This is a genomic window from Stenotrophomonas sp. SI-NJAU-1 (genome assembly GCF_020883215.1).
GTDB classification, from domain to species: domain Bacteria; phylum Pseudomonadota; class Gammaproteobacteria; order Xanthomonadales; family Xanthomonadaceae; genus Stenotrophomonas; species Stenotrophomonas indicatrix.
This window is the reverse complement of sequence record NZ_CP086598.1, coordinates 3,918,390-3,939,493: the sequence shown is the minus strand read 5'-3', so window position 1 is coordinate 3,939,493 and position 21,104 is coordinate 3,918,390. Positions and strand designations below refer to the sequence as shown.

The window sequence follows — 21,104 nt, the reverse complement described above, 5'->3', positions numbered from 1 at the left end:
GCGCGCTCGGCAACGCCAACGCAATCGACCTGTCAGGAGCGCAGTACGTTGCCACTGAGCGCGTCGCGGATCGGCGTGGGTTGGGCCAGGCCGCCGGTCTGCCCATCAAGGATGCCGTCGAGCAGGCGCAGCAGGCGCGGGTCCAGCTCTTCGCGGCTGCGCGCAGGGGGCTCGCCGGCAAGGTTGGCGCTGGTGGAGACCAGGGGGCCACCCCAGGCCTGGCACAGCGCTGCGACCAGCGGGTGGGCGCTGATGCGTACCGCGATGCCGCTGTGTTCGCCGGTGATCCAGCCCGGCGCGCGCGTGCCGGCGGGCAGGATCCAGGTGTTGGCGCCGGGCCAGCTGGCGAGCACTGCGCGCTGGCGTGCATCGGGCAGCGCGTGCAGGCGCACCCAACCCTGCAGCTGCGACAGGTCAGCGGCCACCAGGATCATGCCTTTCTCGATCGGGCGCTGCTTCAGCCGCAGCAGCGTGTGCACCGCTGCCTCGTGCGCAGGGTCGCAACCCAGGCCCCAGACCGCTTCGGTCGGGTAGGCAATCACCCCGCCACTGCGGAGCGTGGCGACTGCGGTGTCCAGTGTGAGTTCTTTCATGGCGGCGACCGGGCCCGGCGTGGGCCTTTATTATCCCCCCGCTGCGTGCAGAGCGGGTGGAGCGGTGGGGGCGGACCGTGGGTCCGCTCACCTTGGCAGATCATCCACGCATGGCGTGGATCTACTTGGCCGCCTTCTTGACGGCCTTCTTTGCCGGTGCCTTCTTGGCCACGGCCTTCTTCGCAGCCGCCTTCTTGGCCGGCGCCTTCTTGGCAGCAGCCTTCTTCGGCGCGGCTTCCTTCTTCACTGCCGCCTTCTTTGCCGGTGCCTTCTTGGCGGCGGCCTTCTTGGCGCCGAAGCCCTTGCGCACCGGCTTGCCGGTTTCTTCCATCAACTGCTGCACCTCGGCCAGGGTCAGCGATGCCGGTTCACGATCCTTGGGGATCTTGCCGTTCATCTTGCCGTCGCTGATGTACGGGCCGAAACGACCGTTCAGCACCTGGATGTCGCTGCCGTCGAACTCCTTGATGATCCGGTTGCGCGCGATTTCTTCCTTCTCTTCGATCAGGAACACGGCGCGGGCCAGGTCGATGGTGTACGGGTCGTCTTCCTTCTTCAGCGAGGCGTAGGTGCTGCCGCGCTTGGCGAACGGGCCGAAGCGGCCGATGCCGACGCTGACGTCCTCGCCCTTGTCCTCACCCAGCGCGCGCGGCATCAGGAACAGCTCCAGCGCGTCTTCCAGGGAAATGGTGTGCATCGACTGGCCCGGCCGCAGCGAGGCGAACTTGGGCTTGTCCTCGGCATCCTCGGCGGTGCTGCCGATGGCCGCGTACGGCCCGAACCGGCCCAGGCGCACGCTGACCGGCTTGCCGGTCTTCGGGTCGGTACCCAGTTCGCGCGCACCACTGGCCTCGGCACGGTCGACCGATTCCTTCTTGTCTTCGACCAGTTCCTTGAACGGTCCCCAGAAGCGCGACATCAGCGGAATCCACTCTTCCTCGCCACGCGAGACGGCATCGAGCTCGTCCTCCAGCTTGGCGGTGAAGTCGTAGTCGACGTACTGGGTGAAGTGGCTGGACAGGAACTTGGACACCGCACGGCCGACATCGGACGGGCGGAAGCTGCGGCCTTCCATTTCCACGTACTTGCGGAACAGCAGGGTCTGGATGATCGAGGCGTAGGTCGAAGGACGACCGATGCCGTACTCTTCCAGCGCCTTCACCAGCGCCGCTTCAGTGAAGCGCGGCGGAGGCTGGGTGAAGTGCTGGTCGGCCACGATACGCTCCAGCGGCACGCGGTCGCCCGGCTTCATCGCCGGCAGCTTGCGGCCTTCGTCGTCATCCTCGGCGCTCTTGCTGTCCTTGCCTTCCTCGTACACGGCCAGGAAGCCGGGCACCACCACCGTGGTGCCGCTGGCGCGGAACACATGTTCGCTGCCGGCCGACAGGTCCACGCTGACGGTGTTGAGCGTTGCCGGGATCATCTGGCAGGCCACTGCGCGCTTCCAGATCAGCTCGTACAGCTTGCGCTCGTCGTCGGTCAGGAACCGCGCAACTTGGGCCGGGGTGCGCAGTGCCGAGGTCGGGCGCACCGCTTCATGCGCTTCCTGGGCGTTCTTGGACTTGGTCTGGTAGGTGTTGGGCTGGTCGGGCAGCGAGGCGATGCCGTAATCACGGGCAATCACGTCGCGGATTTCGGCCAGCGCGTCCTGCGACAGGTTCACCGAGTCGGTACGCATGTACGAGATCAGGCCGACCGTGCCTTCGTCGCCGCCGATGTCCACGCCTTCGTACAGCTTCTGCGCGACCTGCATGGTCTTGCGCGTGGTGAAACCGAGCTTGCGCGAGGCTTCCTGCTGCAGCGTGGAGGTGGTGAACGGCGGTGCGGGGCGGCGCTTGCGCTCCTTGCTGGCCACGTCGGTGACATGCAGGGCGCCCTGTGCAGCCTGCTGGATGCGCAGGCGGGCGGCCTCGGCGGTGTCGCCGTCGGTGACGGTGAACTGCTCGAACTTCTGCCCGTCCAGCTTGACCAGCTTGGCGTTGAAGTGCTGCGAGGGATGCGCGCACTCGGCGGCGATCGACCAGTATTCGCGGGCGATGAAGGCTTCGATCTCTTCCTCGCGCTCGACGATCATGCGCAGCGCCGGGCTCTGCACGCGGCCCGCCGACAGGCCGCGCTGGACCTTGCGCCACAACACCGGCGACAGGTTGAAACCGACCAGGTAGTCCAGCGCGCGGCGCGCCTGCTGGGCATCGACCAGGTCGCTGGCGATCTCGCGCGGCTGGCTGATCGCTTCCTTGATCGCGCGCGGGGTGATCTCGGTGAACACCACGCGCTGCATCGGCTTGTCCTTGACCAGCCCGCGCTCCTTCAGGATCTCGGCGATATGCCAGCTGATCGCTTCACCCTCGCGATCCGGGTCGGTCGCCAGCAGGATGTCGTCGGCGCCCTTTGCGGCCTTGGCGATCGCATCGACATGCTTTTCGTTCTTCTCGATCACGTCGTAATGCATGGCGAACCCGTTGTCCGGGTCAACCGCGCCTTCCTTCGGGATCAGGTCACGCACGTGCCCATACGAGGCCAGGACCGTGTAGTCCTTGCCGAGGTATTTGTTGATCGTCTTGGCTTTGGCCGGCGATTCAACGATGAGCAGGTGCTTGGGCATGGCAGCAGGGTCTGTGGGTAAGCCGCGGGGAAGGGCCGCTAGGGTGGAGCAAACGGCCGCATTAGTGAAGCGGCCACGGGCAAATCAATAAACTGAACGCCCGGGACTGTGCCGGGCGTTCAGGTTTCACCTTATTAGAGGAATCACGCCCGGCCTGCCATTGTCAAGCAGGGGGGCGTGAGGATGGCCGTCCGCGACGGCGCATTGGCCCTTGATCCGCGATCACGACGCCATGCTGGCGATGACGCCGACGGCGAAGATGATCGCGGCGAAACCGGCCAGCATCAGCAGGCCGCCCAGCACCAGGATCACGATGGTCACCGTGCCCATCTCGCGGCGCTGCAGCTGCGGCTGGTCGGTATAGGCCCAGCGGTCGACCACCACGGTGTCGCAGATCAGGTCATGCAGTCCCTGCTTGCGCTCGGTGAAGGCGGCCATCAGGTAGCCGATGCACAGTGTCAGGCCACTGAGGATGGTGGCGAAATAGCGGCCGATGCTGCGGCCCAGGGTCAGGCGATCGCCATTGCCGCGCACGACCTTGATGCCGATGGCCATCTTGCCGAGGGTGGCGCCGCCACGGGAGGCATGGAACCAGCCGTAGTAGGCGGCGGCGATGAACAGGCCGGCCAGGCCACTGATCAGCTGGGTGACCACTTCCACCGCTGTTTCGCCGCTGCCGGCAGCGCCCATGCCTGCGCCGAGCACGAAGCCCAGTACGCCACCGACCACGCCGCTGGGAATCAGCAGGACAAAGTAGTCGATGAGGTAGGCGGCAAAGCGCTTCCAGAAGCCGGCGTAGACCACTTCGCCGCCCTGTACCGGTCGCGAATGGTCACTGCCGCCCGCGCCGGGCGCGGCGTACGGCGAGCTGCTGAGGGCGCCGGTGCCCGGCAGGGGCGCGGTGCCGTTGTCGATCGCGGCGTAGTCGTTGCGCAGGTCGAAGCCACCGGTGGCGGTGGACGTGCTGGCATCGGCCAGGGTCTGCAGGCCCAGCGCTTCCACCATCTGCCGCAGCGGCGCCCACTGCCCCATGCCTTCGCGCCAGACCAGGGTGTCCAGGTTCAACTGGCCACGCTGGAAGCGCTGGCGGATCTCGGTGACCTCCAGCGGTCCCTGGCGTTGCTGTCCTTCGGCGTAGTACCACTCAGTCATTGCATGTCCCCTGTTGGGTCGTCCTTGGTGGGTTGCCCGATGCGCGGCTCAGCCGCGGCATTGCGTGGGCAGATACTTGTCGTCGCTTTCGCCGCTGCATTCCCAGCGCCCGCTGTCGCGGTCGTATTCGAGCCAGAGCAGGTCGCCATCCTGGCTCTTGCCGGGAACCGCCAGCGTCGCTTCGATGCCGCAGTGGCCATTGTTGAAGCGGCCGATATGCACGGCCGACAGGCCCTGGCCTGCGAATTGGTCCGCTGCCGGGAAGCCGGCGTCGTTGGCGCCCGGGCAGCGGCCCTGGTCATCGGCGAAGTGCTGGACCTTGTCCTTTACCGGCTGCAGCACGCTGATCGCGCCGGCGACCTTGGCCTTGATGGTGTAGTCGTTGTAGGCCGGCAGGGCGATCGCGGCCAGGATGGCCAGGATCGGCACCACCACCAGCAATGCAACGCCGCCGATGATGGCGGTCAACGCGCAGCCGGACAGGCCCTTCTTCGCGACCGGCGCAGCGTCCATCGGCGTGGTCGCGTACGGAGAGGCGGGCGGAAGGGTTGGCGGCAGAGGGGCGGCAGGCGGCGGTGGCGCAGTGGCAGCTGCATCAATAGCGGGCACGATCAGGCCCAGTTCGTCGACCACGTTGCGCAACGGCTGCCATTGCGGCAAGCCGTCGCGCCATACCAGGGTGTCCAGGGTGATCTGGTTGCTGCGGAACAGCTCGATCAACTGTTCCGAGGGCAACGGGCCTTGCTGGCGGTTGCCTTGGGCATGGAACCACTCACTCACGGGGGACGCTCCTGAATGCGCACGGCCCCCAAGTGTACGGTCAGTGCAGGGGTTCTGGCTCGTCCACGAACATCTGCGTTTCCATCCAGGCGTACGCCGCTTCGGCGCCGGGCTGGTTGAACAGCACCATCAGCACCACCCATTTCAGGTCGTCCAGGTCCAGTTCGTCCTGGTCCAGGGCCATCGCCCGGTCCAGCACCAGCTCGCGCTGGCCGGCATCGAGGATGCCGTGCTGTTCCAGGTACAGCAGGAAACCACGGCACTCCACGTCAAGCTTGTCCAGCTCGGGGCCGTGATAGATGCGCACCGGGCCATCGACCCGGGCCTGGGCCGCGCTTGGGCGCTGCGCTGCAAGGGCATCGAGCCATTCGAATGCCTTGTTGATCTCAGTGGGGCTGAAACCGGCCTGGATCAGGCCATTCTGCAGTGAGTCGCGGTCACGGATCAGGTCCGCGTCTTCGCTGAAATAGTGTTCAAACAGGTACAACAGTACATCCAGGATGCTCTCTTTCATTGCCCCTCGGCCTGCGTCGCGCGACGCTGTGGAGGTGAAGAAACTAGGGACGTCGACAGTAGCGGCCGTGTACGCACACCACGATTCCCGCAAGTTCCATGGCCAGCAGCATGGAGGACACCTCCGACGCCGTCAATCCACACTGCGTGATCAGTGAATCCATACTGATTGGGTCGTGCTGCAGCGCCCGCCACAAGCGCTGGTAGTCAGCGTCGTTCGCCCAGCATGCCGGCAGGTCCGCCGGCGCTGCCTGTTCAGTGGGGGTGGCAAGCCGGATTTGCAAGCCCGGAAGCTGGTGACGCAGTGCCGGAGCCAGCAGTTCCAGCACTTCTTCGGGGCGTTCGACCAGGGCAACCCCTTCACGGATGAGCCGGTGGCAGCCGGCGGCGCGCGGATTGAGCACCGAACCGGGTATCGCGCAGACCTCGCGGCCGGCTTCGGCTGCCAGCCGGGCGGTGATCAGGGCACCCGAGCGTTGTGCGGCCTCGACCACCACCGTGGCCAGGGCCAGCCCGGCCACCAGCCGGTTGCGCGCGGGAAAGTGGCCGGGCCGTGCGGGCGTGCCTGGCAGGTATTCGCTGAGCACCGCGCCGTCGGTGGCGATTGTTGCCTGCAGGCGGGTATGGCTGGTGGGATAGGCGCGGTCCGGGCCGGTGCCTATCACCGCGAGTGTGCAGCCGCCTGCCTCCAGCGCCGCCTGGTGGGCGGCCGCATCGATGCCTGCCGCCAATCCACTGGTCACTGCCAGCCCGGCCTCGACGAAGCAGGTGGCAAACCGGGCGGCCAGGGCACGGCCGGCGGGGGTGGGTGAACGGCTGCCGACCAGGGCCACCGCAGGACGCCAGGCGATGGCTGGATCCCCGGCAACGAACAGCGCCAGGGGCGGGTTGGGTGCATCTAGCAGGAGGGGCGGGAAAGCCGCATCGTTGCAGGCCAGCAGATGATGATCAGGCTGCTGCAGCCAGCGCTGCGCAAGCGCTAGGGCGCGGGTATCGGGACGCTCCAGTGCAGCGCATTGTTCCGGCGTGCAGCCGTGGGCCCGCCAGCCGGCAACGCCCAGCGCCAACGCTGCATCCGCATTGCCGGTGCTCTGCAGCAGGGTGCGCCTGGGGGCCAGGGAACCACCGGCGATCAACAGGCGCAGCAGCGCCTCATGTCCATGCTCAGTCATCCCCAGACTATCGGCCCCACACGACAAAGGCGCCCTAGGGCGCCTTCGCGTATTGCTGTCAGGGTATCCCGGAGGTTGCCGGCCGATGCGGTCGGCACTCCCTGCCGGGGCCGGGCGGGGCCCGGCGCTGGCTCACTTCGCGTCCGGATGCAGCGCGCTGTAGCCCACACGCACCGGCTTCACGCCCTGCATCACCAACGCATAGCTGACGTTGTCGAAGGTGCGGAAGACCATGGCATGCGCGGCGTACTCATCCGGCAGGCTGACCCGGCCGGCGCCCGTGCTGACCGAGTCGTCCATGCGCGAGGACCCCGGGAACTTCATCCGGTGCGCCACGTGGCTGCCATGGCGCCACAGCGAGAACACGGTGCCGTTGTCCACGCCCTGGGCGCGGCCAGCCGAAATCGCGATCACATCGCGCGGGCCGCCGGTGCTGAACATGTCGGTGACCGCCAGTACACGCACATCCACGCCTTCCACGCCGGCGGCGGGCACATGCGGGAAGAACTGCAGGTCGTATGGCGTGGCTTCCACCGGTACCAGACGGTCGCCGGCACGCACTTCACGGCCGCCGCTGGCGTTGTCCAGGGCCAGGGTCGACGCTTCGGTCCTGCCGCCAGCCACCTTGGTGATGGTGCCGGTGCCGACCTGTGCCAGCTCGTAACCCAGAATGCCGCGGCGGTGGTTGGGCGCGCTGAAGGCCTTCCAGAGGTTGCCGCTGCCGGGGGTGACATCGCCGTTGGCGGTCAGGTCCTCGGTGGGCTTGGGCTGGGCGTAGCGCACGGTCGGGCGGACCACGGCCCAGCGCTGCCCGGCCTGGGCGTCGGCCAGGCGCACATAGGCGGTCTGCCCACCGGTGGCGCGCAGGCGGTTGTCTTCCAGGCCGACCACATAGGGCAGCTGTTCGATGCTGTCGACCACGCTGAGCTGCTTCAGGAACGGCTCGACCTGGGCCAGCGGCACGCCGGTCACCGGGGCTTCCTGGCGCGGGCCGGGCTGGGCCGTCACCCGGTCCAGGTAGGCCAGGCTGAGGACGTCACCGGGATAGATCAGGTGCGGATTGGCGACCTGTGGATTGGCCTGCCAGATCTCCGGCCACAGCCATGGTTTCTGCAGGAATCGTCCTGCGATGTCCCACAGGGTGTCCCCTTTGCGGACCACATAGGTGTCCGGGTGCCCGCCATTCACTTCCACGGCGGTAGCATAGGCAGCCACGGTCAGCATCGCCGCGGCGACGACCGTACGAAAACGAAGCAACATAGGTGTGAAGCCCTGATTCCCCAACAGGTTCGCGCACTATAGTCCAGAAACCGGGGCGCAAGGCAAGCGTTGGAGCTAGAATCTGCGACGTATGCCGGCGTACCCCGGCCCCAACCCCGGAAACTGCCATGGCTTTACTCCCCATCCTTGAGTTCCCCGATCCGCGCCTGCGTACCAAGGCTGCGTTGATCGATGCCGCCGAAGTGACCACGCCGGCGTTCCAGGAGCTGCTCGACAACATGTTCGAGACCATGTACGACGCTCCGGGCATCGGCCTGGCTGCCAGCCAGGTGGATGTGCACCAGCGCTTCATGGTCATCGACGTGAGCGAAGAAAAGAACGAGCCGCGCGTCTTCATCAACCCGGAAATCGTCGCCAAGGACGGGGGCCAGGTGTACCAGGAAGGCTGCCTGTCGGTGCCTGGCATCTTCGCCGACGTGACCCGTGCCGACACCATCACCGTCAAGTTCCTCGACCGCCAGGGGCAGCCGCAGGAGTTGACCACCGACGGCCTGCTGGCGGTCTGCGTGCAGCACGAGATGGACCATCTGGACGGCAAGCTGTTCATTGATTACCTGTCGCCGCTCAAGCGCGAGATGGTCCGCAAGAAGCTGGCCAAGCAGCGCAAGCACGTGGCGTGATCGCTGCTCCGGGCCGCCCTTCGGGGTGGCCCGCGCCTGCGCGTGACGCGCGGGCTGCATGGCGCCGGCCGACGGCGCCGTTTTTTTTCCTGCACGATTTCATCCTGCAAGTGGGGTTGCCATGAGGATTGTCTTTGCCGGTACGCCGGAATTCGCGGTGTCGTCGCTGCGCGCGGCCGCGCGTCATCACGAGGTGGTGGCTGTCTATACCCAGCCCGATCGCCCCGCCGGTCGCGGCCGTGGTCTGGCACCTTCGCCGGTCAAGCTGGAAGCGGTCGCCCGTGGCATCCCCGTGTACCAGCCGGAAACGCTGAAGGACGAAGCGGCCCAGCAGCAGCTGCGTGACCTGCAGCCGGACCTGATGGTGGTGGTGGCCTATGGCCTGATCCTGCCCAAGGCGGTGCTGACCATTCCGACCCACGGTTGCTGGAACGTGCATGGTTCGCTGCTGCCGCGCTGGCGTGGCGCCGCACCGATCCAGCGCGCCATCCAGGCCGGTGACAGCAAGACCGGCATCTGCCTGATGCAGATGGAAGCCGGCCTGGATACGGGCCCGGTGCTGCTGCACCAGGAGCTGCCGATCGCCGCCACCGATACCGGCGGCCAGCTGCACGACAAGCTGGCCGAGCTCGGCGCGCAGGTGCTGTCCGATGGGCTGGGCCTGCTGCGCGCCGGCATCAAGCCGATCGCACGGCCGCAGCCGGAGCAGGGCGTGACATACGCGCACAAGCTGGACAAGGCCGAGGCAAAACTTGACTGGGCGCAGGACGCAGGAGCGCTGGCGCGCACGGTGCGTGCGTTCAACCCGTGGCCGATTGCCGAGGCACTGCTGGCCGGTGAGCGCGTGCGCATCCACGGCGCGGTGGCGCTGGATGTGACGCATGGCCAGGCGCCGGGCACGGTGCTGGCCGCGGGCCGCGAGGGCATCGACATCGCCTGCGGGCAGGGCGCGTTGCGCCTGCGCGTGCTGCAGCGCGAAGGCGGCAAGGCAATCACCGCTGCCGACTACCTCAATGCGCGCCGTGATCTGCGCGTGGGGGTTTGACGGGTGAGCAAGGCAAACGATTTCGCCATCGCCAAGGCGGCGCCGGGCGCGGCCACCCGCATGCTGGCTGCGCGCGTGCTTGCGCAGGTGTTCACCCGCGGCCGTTCGCTCAAGGCCGAGCTGGCCTGGGCGCTGCCCAAGCTGGCCGACACCCGCGACCGCGCGCTGCTTGAAGCGTTGTGCTTTGCGGTGCTGCGCCGTCGCAGCACCTATGACGCTGCCCTGCAGGCGTGGATGCAGAAGCCGCTGTCCGCGCGCGATGCCGACCTGCGCACGCTGCTGATGGTGGGCTTCGCTCAGTTGGATGTGCTGGCCCTGCCGGCCCATGCGGCGCTGTCGGCCACGGTCGATGCTGCGCGCGCACTCGGCCGTGAACGCCAGGCTGGCCTGGTCAATGCGATCCTGCGCCGCGCCCAGCGCGACGGTTTCCCCGAACAGCCGGCGCGCGACGCATTTCCGGCCTGGCTGGCCGAGGCCGTCGAGCACGACTGGCCGGCACAGGCCGAGGCGATCTTCGCCGCCAGCCTGCAGCCAGCGCCGCTGTGGCTGCGTGCCAACCGCCAGCTGGGCGGGCGCGACAAGATGATGGCGGCCCTGGCCGAGGCGGGCATTGCCGCCGAAGCCAGCCCGCTTAGCGCCGATGCGCTGCGACTGGCCGTACCGGTTCCGGTGAACCAGCTGCCCGGCTTCGGCGAAGGCCTGCTGTCGGTGCAGGACCTGTCGGCGCAGTGTGCTGCCGACGCGCTGGCGCCCCCCACAGGCAGCCGCGTGCTTGACGCCTGTGCCGCTCCGGGCGGCAAGTCGGCGCACCTGCTCGAGCGAGACCCCAGCCTGCGGTTGCTGGCGCTGGATATCGATGCGCGTCGTCTGGCGCGCGCCAGGGATACGTTCGCCCGCACCGGTGTGGGCGACGGCGCCCAGGTCCTGGTGGCCGATGCCAGCGATCCGGGGGCATGGTGGGACGGCGTTCCGTTCGACGCGATCCTGCTGGACGCACCGTGCTCGGCCACCGGCGTCATACGCCGGCAGCCGGATGTGATGTTCCATCGAAGGGCGGAAGACATCGATGCGCTGGTCGGCATCCAGGCCCGGTTGCTGGAAGCCTGCTGGTCGATGCTGCGCCCCGGTGGTGTGCTGCTGTATGCCACCTGCTCGATCCTGCGCGCGGAAAACGTCGATCAGGTAAAGGGCTTCCTGAAATGGCACGCGGATGCGGAAGCCGTCGCGCTGGATGACGCATTTGGTCTGGATTGTGACGGTATTGCTCGCCAGCGCCTGCCCGGTGAAAACGATGCTGACGGATTTTTCTACGCGCGTCTGCTAAAAAAGGGCTGACCCAACCGCTGTCCGAGCCCCCATGCTGAAAACCCGTGCGTCACGCCAGACATGGCTGTTCGTTGTGATGGCCCTGTTGGTGTTGGGTGCCGGGCTGGGACTACGCGATCCCTGGCCCTCGGACGAACCGCGCTTCGCCCTGGTCGCCAAGCAGATGGTGGACAGCGGCGACTGGCTGTTCCCGCACCGTGGGCTGGAGCTGTACTCGGACAAGCCGCCGATGCTGATGTGGTGGCAGGCCACGCTGTACAGCGTGGTCGGCAACTGGCGGGTGGCGTTCCTGCTGCCTTCGCTGATCGCTGCTCTCGGCACGCTGTGGTGCGTGGTCGACCTCGGCCGGCGCCTGTGGACACGCCAGGTCGGCCTGTACGCTGGCTGGGCGCTGCTGTTCGCCCTGCAGTTCACCTTCCAGTCGAAGAAGGCGCAGATCGACCCGCTGGTGGTGTTTTTCATCACCCTGGCCAACTATGGTCTGCTGCGCCACCTGCTGCTGGGGCCTGCCTGGCGCTGGTGGTGGCTGGGCTGGTTCTTTGCCGGCATCGGGGTGATCACCAAGGGTGTGGGCGTGATCGCGCTGCTGATGATCGTGCCAGCGGTGATCGGTTCGGCGCTGCACTGGCCGCGGGTGCGGCTGCATGCACGCGACCTGCGCTTCTGGTTGGCGCCGTTGGCGTTCGTGCTGGCCATCGCGCTGTGGCTGGTGCCGATGGTGATGACCGCGCTGGCCACCCGTTCCGGCGAATACCTGGCCTACATGGACGACATCCTGTTCCGGCAGACGGCCAAGCGCTATGCGCAATCGTGGGACCACCACCAGCCCTGGTGGTACTTCCTGGGCACCATGCCGTCGATGTGGATTCCCGCCTTCCTGGCGGTGCCGTGGGCGATCCCCGCCTGGCGGCGCCGGCTGCAGCGCCGGGATGCGCGCTACCTGTTGCTGCTGGGCTGGTGGGCGCTGATCGTGCTGTTCTTCTCCATCCCCGATGGCAAGCGCGACGTCTACATCCTGCCGGCGCTGCCGATGTTCTGCCTGGCGCTGGCGCCGTTGCTGCCGGGGCTGTTGCGCCGGCGCGATGTGCAATGGCTGCTGGGCGCGTTCACCCTGCTGCTGTCGCTGGGGACGTTGGCCGCCGGGCTGTCTGCCCTGCTGGGCAAGCCCGGCTTCGAAGCGCGGTTGATGCAGACGCGGGGCATCGGCAATGGCGAAATGAACGCCCTGGCCTGGGCGGCGATGGCGATGGGCGGCTGGGGTGTGGCCAGCCTGCTGCTGTTCGGGCGCGCCCGCCGCGAGCTGGCCCTGGTCTCGACCCTGACTGCCGTCTGGGTGCTGTACAGCCTGATCGGCTATCCGCTGCTGAATGATTCAAGTTCCGCCCGCGGCCTGATGCGGCACACCGGCCAGCGTATCGGCGCCGATGCCGAGCTGGGGCTGGTAGCCTGGAAAGAGCAGAATCTGCTGATGGCCGACCGCCCGGCAGCCACCTTCGGTTTCAACGAGCCTTGGGATGCACAGCTGGCTGCGGCGGTGGAATGGCAGCAGCTGGCGCCCCGCCGCCGCTGGTTGCTGGTCCACGAAGACGCGCTGCTGCCGTGCGTCGATCGCCGTCGCGCAGAACTGGCCGGTATCGCCAACCGCCGCCGTTGGTGGCTGGTACCTTCCGCTGCGGTCCAAGAGCCGTGCGTGGCCAGTGCCGCCGAGCGCGAACGTGAACGGCGATTGCAGCGTGAGGAATAAACATCCTGGCCTGCGCTTGTCCAGACTGCCCAAGCGACAGCAAAGGCAGTAAAACGTCAGCATGGGATCGGCCTTGCCGGTGATCCCGTTCATTCCGCCGGATCGCAGCGAACTTTTTCGACGTGGCAGCTTCACAGCACAATCTGGAATCCACGATCGGCGATCCGCTGGGCGTCCCTGCTGGGGGACGCCCGCGCGCGGCGCACTGGCTGGCGCAGGTCGGCCTGTTCTGCATGCCGGCACTGGTGCTGACGATCCCCATCAACCTGCTGCCCTACGCGCTGCTGCTGCTGGTCAGCACGGCGATGGTGCCCGGCCTGCTGTGGCAGGCTCGGCGTATGGACATGCAGCCGATCAAGGTTCTCAGCTGGCTGATGCTGGCGGTGCTGGTGATGGCCATCGTGTCGGTCGTGCTGTTCGAACAGGGCCTGCGCGATGTCGACAATCGATCCCGCTTCCTGGTCATCCCGTGGATCGCACTGTGGGTGTGTGCGCTGCGCCCGGACATGCGCTGGTTGTGGCGCGGTGCGCTGGCCGGGCTGGTGGGCACCTTCGTGCTTTCGGCACTGCAGGTGTTCAAGGGGGCGCCGCGCGCCGAACTGTTCACCAACGCGATCGTGCTCGCCGACATCGTGATGATGCTGATGGTGCTGCTGGTGTTCTGCCGGCCGTCGCGGCGCTGGTCGCTGGTGATCGTGGGCATGGCTGCCGGCTGCGGAACCATCATCCTGACCGGAAGCCGTGGCGTGTTCGCGGCCCTGCTGGCACTGCTGGTGGTGCTGGCACTGAGCCTGCGCTGGCGTACCGGCGTGGCGCGTCTTTCAGTGCTTGCCGGCATGCTGGCCATCGCCGCGACCCTGCTGCTGTCGGTGCCCGAACTGCGCCACCAGGTGCGGTTGTCCGAACTGCACAGCGATGTGCAGCGCATGGAGCAGGGTGACAGCGACTCTTCGGCCGGGGCGCGCGTCGAGCGCCTGCAGGTGGCCTGGGAGACCTTCCTCGATCATCCGCTCACCGGGGTAGGCATCGGCCATTTCGACACGGCCATGAAGCGGGTGCCGGTCTGCCGCGAGAATCCGCAGGAAATCCGCTGCCACCTGCGCCATGCGCACAACGATCTGGCCGAGTGGGGGGCTACCCAGGGCCTGCCGGGCGTGTTGCTGCTGCTGGCCGTGTATGGCGTACCCCTGTGGGTATTCGTGCGCCTGCACCGGCGCAGCGGGCACGCCACCTTCCGTGGCCCTGCCGCCGCCGGTGTGATGGTGGTGGTGTCCTACATCCTGTGCGGCCTGACCCAGTCGATGTTCGCGCACCAGATGACCGCCAGCTTCTACGTCACCATCGTCGGCCTGCTGACCGGCCTGTCGATCGTTGAAGGTGCGCGGCACCGGGCAGGGAACGCCGGGTAGCGTCCCGCCACGCTCGACGCCGTACTCAGGGGTTGGGCGGATCGGACACGGCCTGACCGTTGCCCAGCATCCACAGCATGATGGTCTTCTGGCGCACGTAGTTGGCGCGCACGTAGGCGTATACGAGGCCATGCCAGCCGTCGCGGAAGCCGCCACGGAACAGGAAGCCGCGCCAGAACCGCCAGGCCGGGGCCAGCACCAGCTTGCCAAGGGTGGCCCGCTTGCCGCGCGCGAAGTCGTGCTCGGCCATCATCCGTGCGTACTTCTCGGTCTTGGCCAGCTGCTGCTGCAGCGAGCGGTAGGGGAAGTGGATGAGGTCACCACGCAGGGTGCCGACCGTGCCATCGACGCTGGCCGCCTCATGGATTTCGCGCTTGCCGCGCCAACCGCCCCGGCGGCGGTCGAACAGGCGCAGCACCCGGTCCGGATAGGCATTGCCGTGGCGCAGGAACCTGCCGAAGTACTCCGACAGGCGGGCGAAGCGGTAACCCGCATGACCGGCAAAGCCGCCGTCGCGGGCCTGCTCGATGGCCGTGCGCAGTTCCGGGCTGATGCGCTCGTCGGCATCCAGGCACAGCACCCAGTGGTGGGTGGCCTGCTCGACGCAGAACGCCTTCTGGCTGCGGAAGCCATCGAACGGACGCTGCAGCACGCGGGCGCCGGCCGCCTCGGCGATGGCCACCGTGGCGTCGGTGGACAGCGAGTCCACCACCACGATCTCATCGCAGAAGGCCAGCGAGGCCAGGCAGTCGCCGATGCGCCCGGCCTCGTTGAACGCGATAATGCAGGCCGAGATGCGAGGCCGTTCGATGGGAGCGGTCGTGGAGGACATGATGGCCGGGTACCTGTTGTTTGCGACGGAGCGCTATGCGCTGCCTATTCTCGCCCCGTTGGTGCAGGCCTTGCACGCTTCCGGCCAGGAAGTGGCGGCCTGGTTCGAAGATGGCGCGGCTGGCAGCCAGCTGCCCGGCGTGCCCAACATCGGCCTGAAGCAGGCCCTGGCGATGCGTCCACGGGCGGTGTTCAGCGCGGCCAACTGGGTGCCGACCTTCCTGTCGGGGGCCAAGGTGCAGCTGTTCCATGGCTTCAACGTGGAAAAGCGCGACAGTGCGCGTGGCCACTTCCGGGTGCGCGGCATGTTCGACCTGTACTGCACGCAGGGCCCTGCCACCACCGCGCCGTTCCGCGAGATCGCGGCAGTGCAGGGCCATTTCGCCGTGGCGGAAACCGGCTGGCCGAAGCTGGACCCGCTGTTCCGCGACGACGGTGGCGACAGTGCCGCGCTGCGCAGTGCCGCCGGCGGCCGCCCGGTGATCCTGTTCGGATCCACCTTCACCGAGCGCTTGAGTGCCGCCCCGCACCTGCATGCGCAGATCGCGGCCGACATCGCCGCCGGGCAGCACTACTGGCTGCTGACCCTGCACCCGAAGTGCCCGCCGGAACTGTTCGAACGCTACCGCGCGCTGGCCGGCGCCAATGCGCGTTTCATCGAACCGGAGCAGGTGATGGCTGCCCAGCGCGCCGCCGACGTGCTGGTGTCGGATACCTCATCGATCGTTTCGGAGTTCATCGTCCAGCACAAGCCGGTGGTGACCTTCCGCAACCGCGTGCCGAAGCCGCACATGATCGATTTCGACGATCCGCAGCAGCTGCCGGCCATGCTGGCGCGCGCGCTGCATCCCGACGCGGCGTTGCAGGCGGAGATCGTGCGTTACGCCGATGCCATCCACCCCTATCGCGATGGCCTGTCCAGCGAGCGGGTGATCGCCGCTACCGAGGATTTCCTGTCCGGCGAAATGGGCGTGCTGCGTCGCAAGCCGTTCGGCAGCTGGGTGCGCGACCTGCAGATCCGCAAGGACCTGGGCTACTGGGGTCCGTCGCAGCGGTGATGTGGGTAGTGCCGGCCGCTGGCCGGCAACCACCGGAATGCCTGCGCTTGCCGGCCAGCGGCCGGCACTACCGTTGATCCACGCCATGCGTGGGTGGTGCAGTAGATCCACGCCATGCGTGGATGGCGGTTCAACGATCGGCCGCGCTACCAGCGCAGCTTGCGCCGTGCCAGCGCCGTGGCCAGTTCTTCCATCAAGGCATGTGCACGCGCCTGCGGCAGGTAGCGCAGTGCCAGTGCCACATCGCCGTGCGCACCGGCGGTGTCCAGCTGCAGGCTGGCCGTACCCAGCAGCTTGTCCAGCGGCGAGCGCTGCAGGCGCAGGCCCTGCACTTTGTCCAGCTCGGCCCAGCGCCACCAGCGCTTCCACCAGCCGCCGCGCACTGCCACGAACTGGCCATCCAGGTGCCAGCCCATCCGCGCCATCTGCCGGTGCGCGATCAACAGGCTGACCGGCAGCCAGGCCAGCAGTGCCAGGGCCGGCAGGCCCCAGCGCCAGTACAGCGCAGCGGTCAGCAACGGCACCAGCAGCAAGGTGGACAGCGACAATCGCCACCATCCGCGTTGCGGTATCGGTTGCCACTGCTGCGGCGGCCATTGCAGCTGCGGCAGCAGGTGGCGCACCAGCCCATCGCAGGCGCTTGCGCCAGCCAGCGGTGCCAGCTCGCGCAGCGCGCGGTCGTCGTCGCGCGAGGGGCCACCGGCAGCGCTGTCGATACGCAGCTGGCGCAGCCCGAACCAGCGTTGCAGCGTGCTCTCGCCCAGCGTCCACGCCTGGATGCGGCGGCGCGCAACGCTGCTGCGGGTGCGGCTGAGCAGGCCGGTGGAGACGGTCAGGCGCCGTTCGCGCTCGCTGAGGGTGAAGCCGTGGTAGCGCAGCAGCGTCAACACCACCGACAACACCCGCAGCAGCAGCCAGCCCAGCAGCAACGCGGCCGCCAACAGCACCAGCCCGCCGGTCACCCCGGCATGCAGGTGGCTGGCGTAGCCGAAGGCCTCGCGCCCGCCACGCTGGATGGCATCGTCCATCACCGGGCGCGGTACGGTCTGGAACAGGACGCCGAAGGCGGCGATCGCCAGCGCCCAGCCACGGTTGGACAGCAGGCCCATGCGCAGCACGTCCCAGCTCGACAGGCGCAGCAGTACCTGCTCGTCGTCGGATGGCACGACATCGGCAGCCGGCGCGTCGCCCGGCGTCGGCTGCGGCGCCTGTCCACGCTGGCGCACCAGTTGTTCCAGGGCCAACGCCTGGTCCAGCCGCAGCACGCGCATCTCCGCTTCCGGACGCACCCCGCCGGCCGATTCCAGGCGCAGTTCGGCAACCCCGAACAACCGGTGCAACGGGTTCTGCCGCACTTCCACGTTGTGGATGCGGGCGAAGGGAATCTCGCGCCGGTTGCGCGCCAGCAGGCCGCTGCGCACGGTGATCGCATCGTTGCCGATGCGATAGCGGTAGCTGAGGTACTGCAGCACCGACACCAGCACCAGCGCGGCGATGGCGGTCAACGGGATCACCTGTGCCCACATCGGATCGCGGTCGCCGCGCTGGCCGAACACCAGCAACGCGACCAGCGGCAGGAAATAGTGGCGCAGCTGCATCAGCAGCACGAACAGCCACGACCACGGATGCAGGCGATGCTCGTCGCCACCGTCGGGCAGCGAGGGCGGCAGGGGCGGCGGCAGGCTCACAGCGCGTCGGCGTCCTGGTCGAGCTGATGGGCCAGGGTGTCACGCAGGCGCTCGGCATCGGCCTCGTCCAGGCCGCTGACGGTGACCGCACTCAGGCGGGTGCCGGCGGTGTGCACGATCAGCGTTGCCAGGCCTGCACGCCGCTCGAGGGGCCCGCGACGCAGGTCCAGGTGCTGCACGCGCGAAATGGGGATGCGGGTCTCCAGCTGCCACATCAGGTCGCGGCGCAGGCCCAAGCCCTGTGCGTCCAGCCGCCATCGGGTGCGGGTCAGGCGCCGATGGCCGATCCAGGCGCCGAAGGCAAGGCCGACCAGCAGGCCCAGCATCGCTGCCCACGGGCCACCGGGAAGATCGAAGAACCACCAGAGGGCCGCCAGCGGTGCGCCGGGGATGAACAGTCCGCCGAAGGCGCCCTCCAGCGCCGCCAACCGGGCAGCGCGCCGCGGCAGGGGTTGCCAGTGGTCGAGGGGCATTTCGGCAGCAGCAACAGGCAAGGGCAGTTCGGTCACGCGGGCGTCCGTCGGGCAGCAGGGCGGGCAGGCGCGGTGATGGCCGCACCGCGCAGACGTTAGCAGGTCGCCCGCGTTACTGGGCGGCCTGGATCAGCGCATCGACGTCCAGCAGATGGCCGGCGCGGTCGGCCTTGGTGCGCAGGTAGTGCTCGTTCTCGGCGGTGATCTCGCCGGTGACCGGAATGCAGTCCAGCACTTCGATGCCGGCATTGCGCAGGCGCTGTGCCTTGGTCGGGTTGTTGCTGAGCAGGGCAACGCGGGATACACCCAGCCCGCGCAGCATCGCCACCGCGCTGCCATAGCGGCGCTCGTCGGCGCCGAAGCCCAGCTGCGCATCGGCGTCGATGGTATCCAGGCCGTCATGCTGGTAGCCGTAGGCGCGCATCTTCGCGGCGATGCCGGTACCGCGGCCTTCCTGGTCCAGGTACAGCAGCACGCCGCCGCCCAGTTCCTTCAGTTTGCGCAGGCCGCGCCGCAGCTGGTCGCCGCAATCGCACTTGAGCGAACCGAACAGGTCGCCGGTGAGGCAGGACGAATGCACGCGCACCGGCACCACTGCGGACAGGTCCGGTTCGCCGACGATGATCGCTACCTGGTCGCGCTGGGCGACGCCACCGCGGAACACCGCGAAGGTGGTCATGCCGACGTCGCGCAGCGGCACCGGAGAACGCGCCACCAGTTCGTAATCATGTGCGGCGTGCGCGGCGCCTTCGGCCAGATCGCACAGGGCAACCTCGGCCGCGCCATCGAACGTGGCGTCATCTGCATCCAGGCGCACGCCCACCATCGCCGGCAGCAGCAGGCCCAGCCGGGCCAGTTCCACCGCGCCGGCATCGAACGCATCGCCTGCGCTCCAGGCCGCGGGCATCGGTCCGGGTTCGCGCAGGTAGCCCAGCGAGGGCAGGGCATCGAAGGCAACGCCGGCCAGCGGCAGGCGCGCGCCCTCGGGCGCCTCCACGCCGAGCACGCGGGCGCGGGTGGCGGTCAGGTACAGGTAATGGCGCTCGCGCGCGGCACTGGCGAAGGCGGCGAAGCTGCTGGCAGTGGCGCTGTCCAGCGCGATCACCGCCAGGCGCTGGCCCTGGCCATCGTGGAGCAGGACCGGGCGACCGGCGCGCAGTTCGGCGACCGCGCGCTCGCAGCGGATCGCTGCCGGATCACCGAACAGGGAGGAAGCAGACATGGCAGGACCGGGGGAGGCGGACATCGGTGTCTCTATGGGGGCGCCAGCGTCGTATTCAACGTACTGCGGCGGTGTGTCGCAGGCCGGGTGCAGCGGCTCTCAGTGCGGATGTTCGTCGGTCGCGTACGGGTCTTCCTCGCCGCTGCCCGGTGGCCGCAGCGTATAGCGCTTGTAGGTCCACTGGTACTGCGCCGGGTCGCGGCGGGCGATGCGTTCGATGCCCGCGTTGAGCGCGGTGGCCGCCACGTGCGGGTCCGGATCGGCCACGGCCGGGTCGGTCGGCTCGATGTGCAGGGCAAATTCCATGTCCGGGCCGATGCGCTCGCACCAGCCATACAGCACGGTCGCGTCGGTGCGCTCGGCCAGGCGGTTGACCAGGGTCATGGTCAGTGCCTGCACGCCGAAGAACGGCACGAACACGCCATCGCCGGCCTTGGGCTGCTGGTCGGGCAGGATGCCGGTGGCACCGCCGTCCTTGAGCACCTTGAACAGCTGGCGCACGGCCGGGCCTTCGGCACGCACCTGCTGCACGTTGTCGCCGCCGCGCACGATCTGCAGGAAGGCATCGCTGGCCTCGTCCTCCGGCGGCTTGTAGACGATGGCGATCTGCCCGCGCGAGGCCAGCCACTGGTTCAGCAGCTCCCAGTTGCCGTAGTGCGGGGCCGCCACGATCACGCCCTTGCCGCTGGCCAGGGCCGCGTCGTACAGCGCCTGGCCGTGGCGCTCCTTCAGGTGCAGGCGCAGGTTGTCGGCGGGCTTCCGGCTCCACAGGCGCAGGGTCTCGATGGCCTGCAGGGCGGTGGAGCGCAGCAGTTCGCGCTGCAGGCGGTCGCGTGCCGGTGCGTCCAGCTCGGGGTAGGCCAGCTCCAGGTTGCGGCGGGTGACGCGGCTCTCGCGGGCATCGAGGCGCACCCACGCCCAGGCCAGGGCGCGCGCGAACCCGCGCAGCAGGGGCCAGGGCAGGCGGGCGAACAGGGTGGTGGCGCGGTAGACCAGCCGGGCTTTGCGGTGTGGATTCATCGGCCCCAGTTTAGCCAAGGGCGCTGCTATCGTGGCCGGCCCCTTGCCTGGAAGCCCGCCGATGCTCGTCCTGATTCAACGTGTCAGCCAGGCTGCCGTGCATGTGGAAGGTGAGGCGGTGGGGCAGATCGGCCCCGGCCTGCTGGCCCTGGTCGGCATGGAGCCGGGCGATACCGAGGCCCACTTGCAGCGGATGGCCGAACGCCTGCTCGGCTACCGTGTGTTTGCAGATGAGGCCGGAAAAATGAACCGCTCGCTGCGTGATACCAGCGGCGGCCTGCTGCTGGTCAGCCAGTTCACCCTGGCCGCGGATACCCGTTCCGGCATGCGGCCGAGCTTCACCAGCGCGGCACCGCCGCAGGAGGCTGAACGCGGGTTCAATCGATTTGTCGACATCTGTCGTGAAAATCACGCGCCGGGGGTGGAAACGGGCCGCTTCGGTGCCCATATGGTCGTCAGCCTGGTCAACGACGGTCCCGTGACCTTCCTCCTCAGGCCCTAGGCCGCCGGGACCACCGCCCGGCAGGCCGGGCCCCGGGCTGGTATAATGCTACGTTCCCTATTCCCCCCCA

Annotated in this window: 19 protein-coding genes; 7 read left to right on the top strand and 12 right to left on the bottom strand. The window is 68.2% G+C overall.

Going from position 1 to position 21,104, the window contains the following annotated elements; translation table 11 throughout:
• Positions 1–32: 32 nt before the first annotated feature.
• From LMF57_RS17900 to LMF57_RS17870, 7 genes are all read right to left on the bottom strand, one after another.
• Complete coding sequence (locus LMF57_RS17900) at positions 33–593, bottom strand: Sua5/YciO/YrdC/YwlC family protein (RefSeq protein WP_117311515.1); 561 nt, start codon at positions 591–593, stop codon at positions 33–35.
• Between the two features lie 121 nt (positions 594–714).
• Complete coding sequence (locus LMF57_RS17895) at positions 715–3,198, bottom strand: DNA topoisomerase I (RefSeq protein ID WP_117311514.1); 2,484 nt, start codon at positions 3,196–3,198, stop codon at positions 715–717.
• Positions 3,199–3,420: 222 nt separating this feature from the next.
• Positions 3,421–4,350 (bottom strand): RDD family protein, encoded by a 930-nt coding sequence (locus LMF57_RS17890; protein WP_117311513.1) that lies wholly within the window; start codon positions 4,348–4,350, stop codon positions 3,421–3,423.
• A gap of 48 nt (positions 4,351–4,398) precedes the next feature.
• The gene (locus tag LMF57_RS17885) at positions 4,399–5,130 is read right to left on the bottom strand and encodes a GYF domain-containing protein (RefSeq protein WP_117311512.1); all 732 of its coding nucleotides are present in this window, start codon (positions 5,128–5,130) and stop codon (positions 4,399–4,401) included.
• A gap of 40 nt (positions 5,131–5,170) precedes the next feature.
• Positions 5,171–5,644, bottom strand: a complete 474-nt coding sequence (locus LMF57_RS17880; protein ID WP_025879062.1) for a DUF494 family protein — start codon at positions 5,642–5,644, stop codon at positions 5,171–5,173.
• A 43-nt stretch (positions 5,645–5,687) separates the two neighbouring features.
• Positions 5,688–6,815 (bottom strand): DNA-processing protein DprA, encoded by a 1,128-nt coding sequence (gene dprA / locus LMF57_RS17875; protein WP_117311511.1) that lies wholly within the window; start codon positions 6,813–6,815, stop codon positions 5,688–5,690.
• A gap of 132 nt (positions 6,816–6,947) precedes the next feature.
• Positions 6,948–8,075 (bottom strand): LysM peptidoglycan-binding domain-containing protein, encoded by a 1,128-nt coding sequence (locus tag LMF57_RS17870; RefSeq protein WP_117311510.1) that lies wholly within the window; start codon positions 8,073–8,075, stop codon positions 6,948–6,950.
• Between the two features lie 128 nt (positions 8,076–8,203).
• On the opposite strand from LMF57_RS17870, the gene def reads away from it, so the two are divergent.
• The 5 genes from def to LMF57_RS17845 all read left to right on the top strand — a co-directional run bounded on the left by def (position 8,204) and on the right by LMF57_RS17845 (position 14,240).
• The gene (gene def / locus LMF57_RS17865; RefSeq protein WP_025879059.1) at positions 8,204–8,716 is read left to right on the top strand and encodes a peptide deformylase; all 513 of its coding nucleotides are present in this window, start codon (positions 8,204–8,206) and stop codon (positions 8,714–8,716) included.
• A 121-nt stretch (positions 8,717–8,837) separates the two neighbouring features.
• A complete protein-coding gene (fmt, locus tag LMF57_RS17860; protein WP_117311509.1) occupies positions 8,838–9,761 on the top strand; it encodes a methionyl-tRNA formyltransferase in 924 nt (307 codons plus the stop codon).
• A 3-nt stretch (positions 9,762–9,764) separates the two neighbouring features.
• Positions 9,765–11,096, top strand: coding sequence for a 16S rRNA (cytosine(967)-C(5))-methyltransferase RsmB (rsmB, locus tag LMF57_RS17855; protein WP_117311508.1), 1,332 nt, complete (start codon positions 9,765–9,767; stop codon positions 11,094–11,096).
• Positions 11,097–11,118: 22 nt separating this feature from the next.
• Positions 11,119–12,831, top strand: a complete 1,713-nt coding sequence (locus LMF57_RS17850) for a glycosyltransferase family 39 protein (RefSeq protein WP_229290320.1) — start codon at positions 11,119–11,121, stop codon at positions 12,829–12,831.
• Between the two features lie 233 nt (positions 12,832–13,064).
• Entirely contained in the window at positions 13,065–14,240 is a 1,176-nt protein-coding gene (locus tag LMF57_RS17845; protein ID WP_229291409.1) for an O-antigen ligase, read from the top strand.
• Positions 14,241–14,265: 25 nt separating this feature from the next.
• Here LMF57_RS17845 and LMF57_RS17840 read toward each other — a convergent pair whose 3' ends face one another.
• Positions 14,266–15,072 carry a glycosyltransferase family 2 protein gene (locus tag LMF57_RS17840; RefSeq protein ID WP_229290319.1) on the bottom strand — a complete coding sequence of 269 codons (807 nt, stop codon included), beginning with the start codon at positions 15,070–15,072 and terminating at the stop codon, positions 14,266–14,268.
• Between LMF57_RS17840 and LMF57_RS17835 the strand changes: the two genes are divergently transcribed.
• Positions 15,071–16,129, top strand: a complete 1,059-nt coding sequence (locus LMF57_RS17835) for a CDP-glycerol glycerophosphotransferase family protein (protein WP_099785535.1) — start codon at positions 15,071–15,073, stop codon at positions 16,127–16,129. The genes LMF57_RS17840 and LMF57_RS17835 overlap by 2 nt on opposite strands.
• A 146-nt stretch (positions 16,130–16,275) precedes the next feature.
• On the opposite strand, the gene LMF57_RS17830 is transcribed toward LMF57_RS17835, so the two are convergent.
• The 4 genes from LMF57_RS17830 to LMF57_RS17815 all read right to left on the bottom strand — a co-directional run bounded on the left by LMF57_RS17830 (position 16,276) and on the right by LMF57_RS17815 (position 20,532).
• Positions 16,276–17,817 carry a PH domain-containing protein gene (locus LMF57_RS17830; protein ID WP_117311504.1) on the bottom strand — a complete coding sequence of 514 codons (1,542 nt, stop codon included), beginning with the start codon at positions 17,815–17,817 and terminating at the stop codon, positions 16,276–16,278.
• A complete protein-coding gene (locus LMF57_RS17825) occupies positions 17,814–18,290 on the bottom strand; it encodes a PH domain-containing protein (protein WP_117311987.1) in 477 nt (158 codons plus the stop codon). Before LMF57_RS17825 ends, LMF57_RS17830 begins: the two co-directional genes overlap by 4 nt.
• Before the next feature lie 112 nt (positions 18,291–18,402).
• Positions 18,403–19,536, bottom strand: a complete 1,134-nt coding sequence (gene ribA, locus LMF57_RS17820; RefSeq protein WP_229290318.1) for a GTP cyclohydrolase II RibA — start codon at positions 19,534–19,536, stop codon at positions 18,403–18,405.
• A gap of 75 nt (positions 19,537–19,611) precedes the next feature.
• Positions 19,612–20,532 carry a lauroyl acyltransferase gene (locus tag LMF57_RS17815; RefSeq protein WP_229290317.1) on the bottom strand — a complete coding sequence of 307 codons (921 nt, stop codon included), beginning with the start codon at positions 20,530–20,532 and terminating at the stop codon, positions 19,612–19,614.
• A gap of 61 nt (positions 20,533–20,593) precedes the next feature.
• Here LMF57_RS17815 and dtd point away from each other — a divergent pair, with 61 nt between their 5' ends.
• Positions 20,594–21,034 carry a D-aminoacyl-tRNA deacylase gene (gene dtd / locus LMF57_RS17810; protein ID WP_117311501.1) on the top strand — a complete coding sequence of 147 codons (441 nt, stop codon included), beginning with the start codon at positions 20,594–20,596 and terminating at the stop codon, positions 21,032–21,034.
• Positions 21,035–21,104 lie beyond the last annotated feature (70 nt).

Bases quoted from the DNA above. Each gene is read 5' to 3' on its own strand.
- dtd (WP_117311501.1), top strand. From the start codon at position 20,594: ATGCTCGTCCTGATTCAACGTGTCAGCCAGGCTGCCGTGCATGTGGAA.
- LMF57_RS17845 (WP_229291409.1), top strand. From the start codon at position 13,065: ATGCCGGCACTGGTGCTGACGATCCCCATCAACCTGCTGCCCTACGCG.
- fmt (WP_117311509.1), top strand. From the start codon at position 8,838: ATGAGGATTGTCTTTGCCGGTACGCCGGAATTCGCGGTGTCGTCGCTG.
- def (WP_025879059.1), top strand. From the start codon at position 8,204: ATGGCTTTACTCCCCATCCTTGAGTTCCCCGATCCGCGCCTGCGTACC.
- LMF57_RS17825 (WP_117311987.1), bottom strand. From the start codon at position 18,290: ATGCCCCTCGACCACTGGCAACCCCTGCCGCGGCGCGCTGCCCGGTTG.
- LMF57_RS17840 (WP_229290319.1), bottom strand. From the start codon at position 15,072: ATGTCCTCCACGACCGCTCCCATCGAACGGCCTCGCATCTCGGCCTGC.
- LMF57_RS17815 (WP_229290317.1), bottom strand. From the start codon at position 20,532: ATGAATCCACACCGCAAAGCCCGGCTGGTCTACCGCGCCACCACCCTG.
- dprA (WP_117311511.1), bottom strand. From the start codon at position 6,815: ATGACTGAGCATGGACATGAGGCGCTGCTGCGCCTGTTGATCGCCGGT.
- ribA (WP_229290318.1), bottom strand. From the start codon at position 19,536: ATGTCCGCCTCCCCCGGTCCTGCCATGTCTGCTTCCTCCCTGTTCGGT.
- LMF57_RS17835 (WP_099785535.1), top strand. From the start codon at position 15,071: ATGATGGCCGGGTACCTGTTGTTTGCGACGGAGCGCTATGCGCTGCCT.
- LMF57_RS17895 (WP_117311514.1), bottom strand. From the start codon at position 3,198: ATGCCCAAGCACCTGCTCATCGTTGAATCGCCGGCCAAAGCCAAGACG.
- LMF57_RS17880 (WP_025879062.1), bottom strand. From the start codon at position 5,644: ATGAAAGAGAGCATCCTGGATGTACTGTTGTACCTGTTTGAACACTAT.
- LMF57_RS17850 (WP_229290320.1), top strand. From the start codon at position 11,119: ATGCTGAAAACCCGTGCGTCACGCCAGACATGGCTGTTCGTTGTGATG.
- LMF57_RS17870 (WP_117311510.1), bottom strand. From the start codon at position 8,075: ATGTTGCTTCGTTTTCGTACGGTCGTCGCCGCGGCGATGCTGACCGTG.
- LMF57_RS17900 (WP_117311515.1), bottom strand. From the start codon at position 593: ATGAAAGAACTCACACTGGACACCGCAGTCGCCACGCTCCGCAGTGGC.
- LMF57_RS17890 (WP_117311513.1), bottom strand. From the start codon at position 4,350: ATGACTGAGTGGTACTACGCCGAAGGACAGCAACGCCAGGGACCGCTG.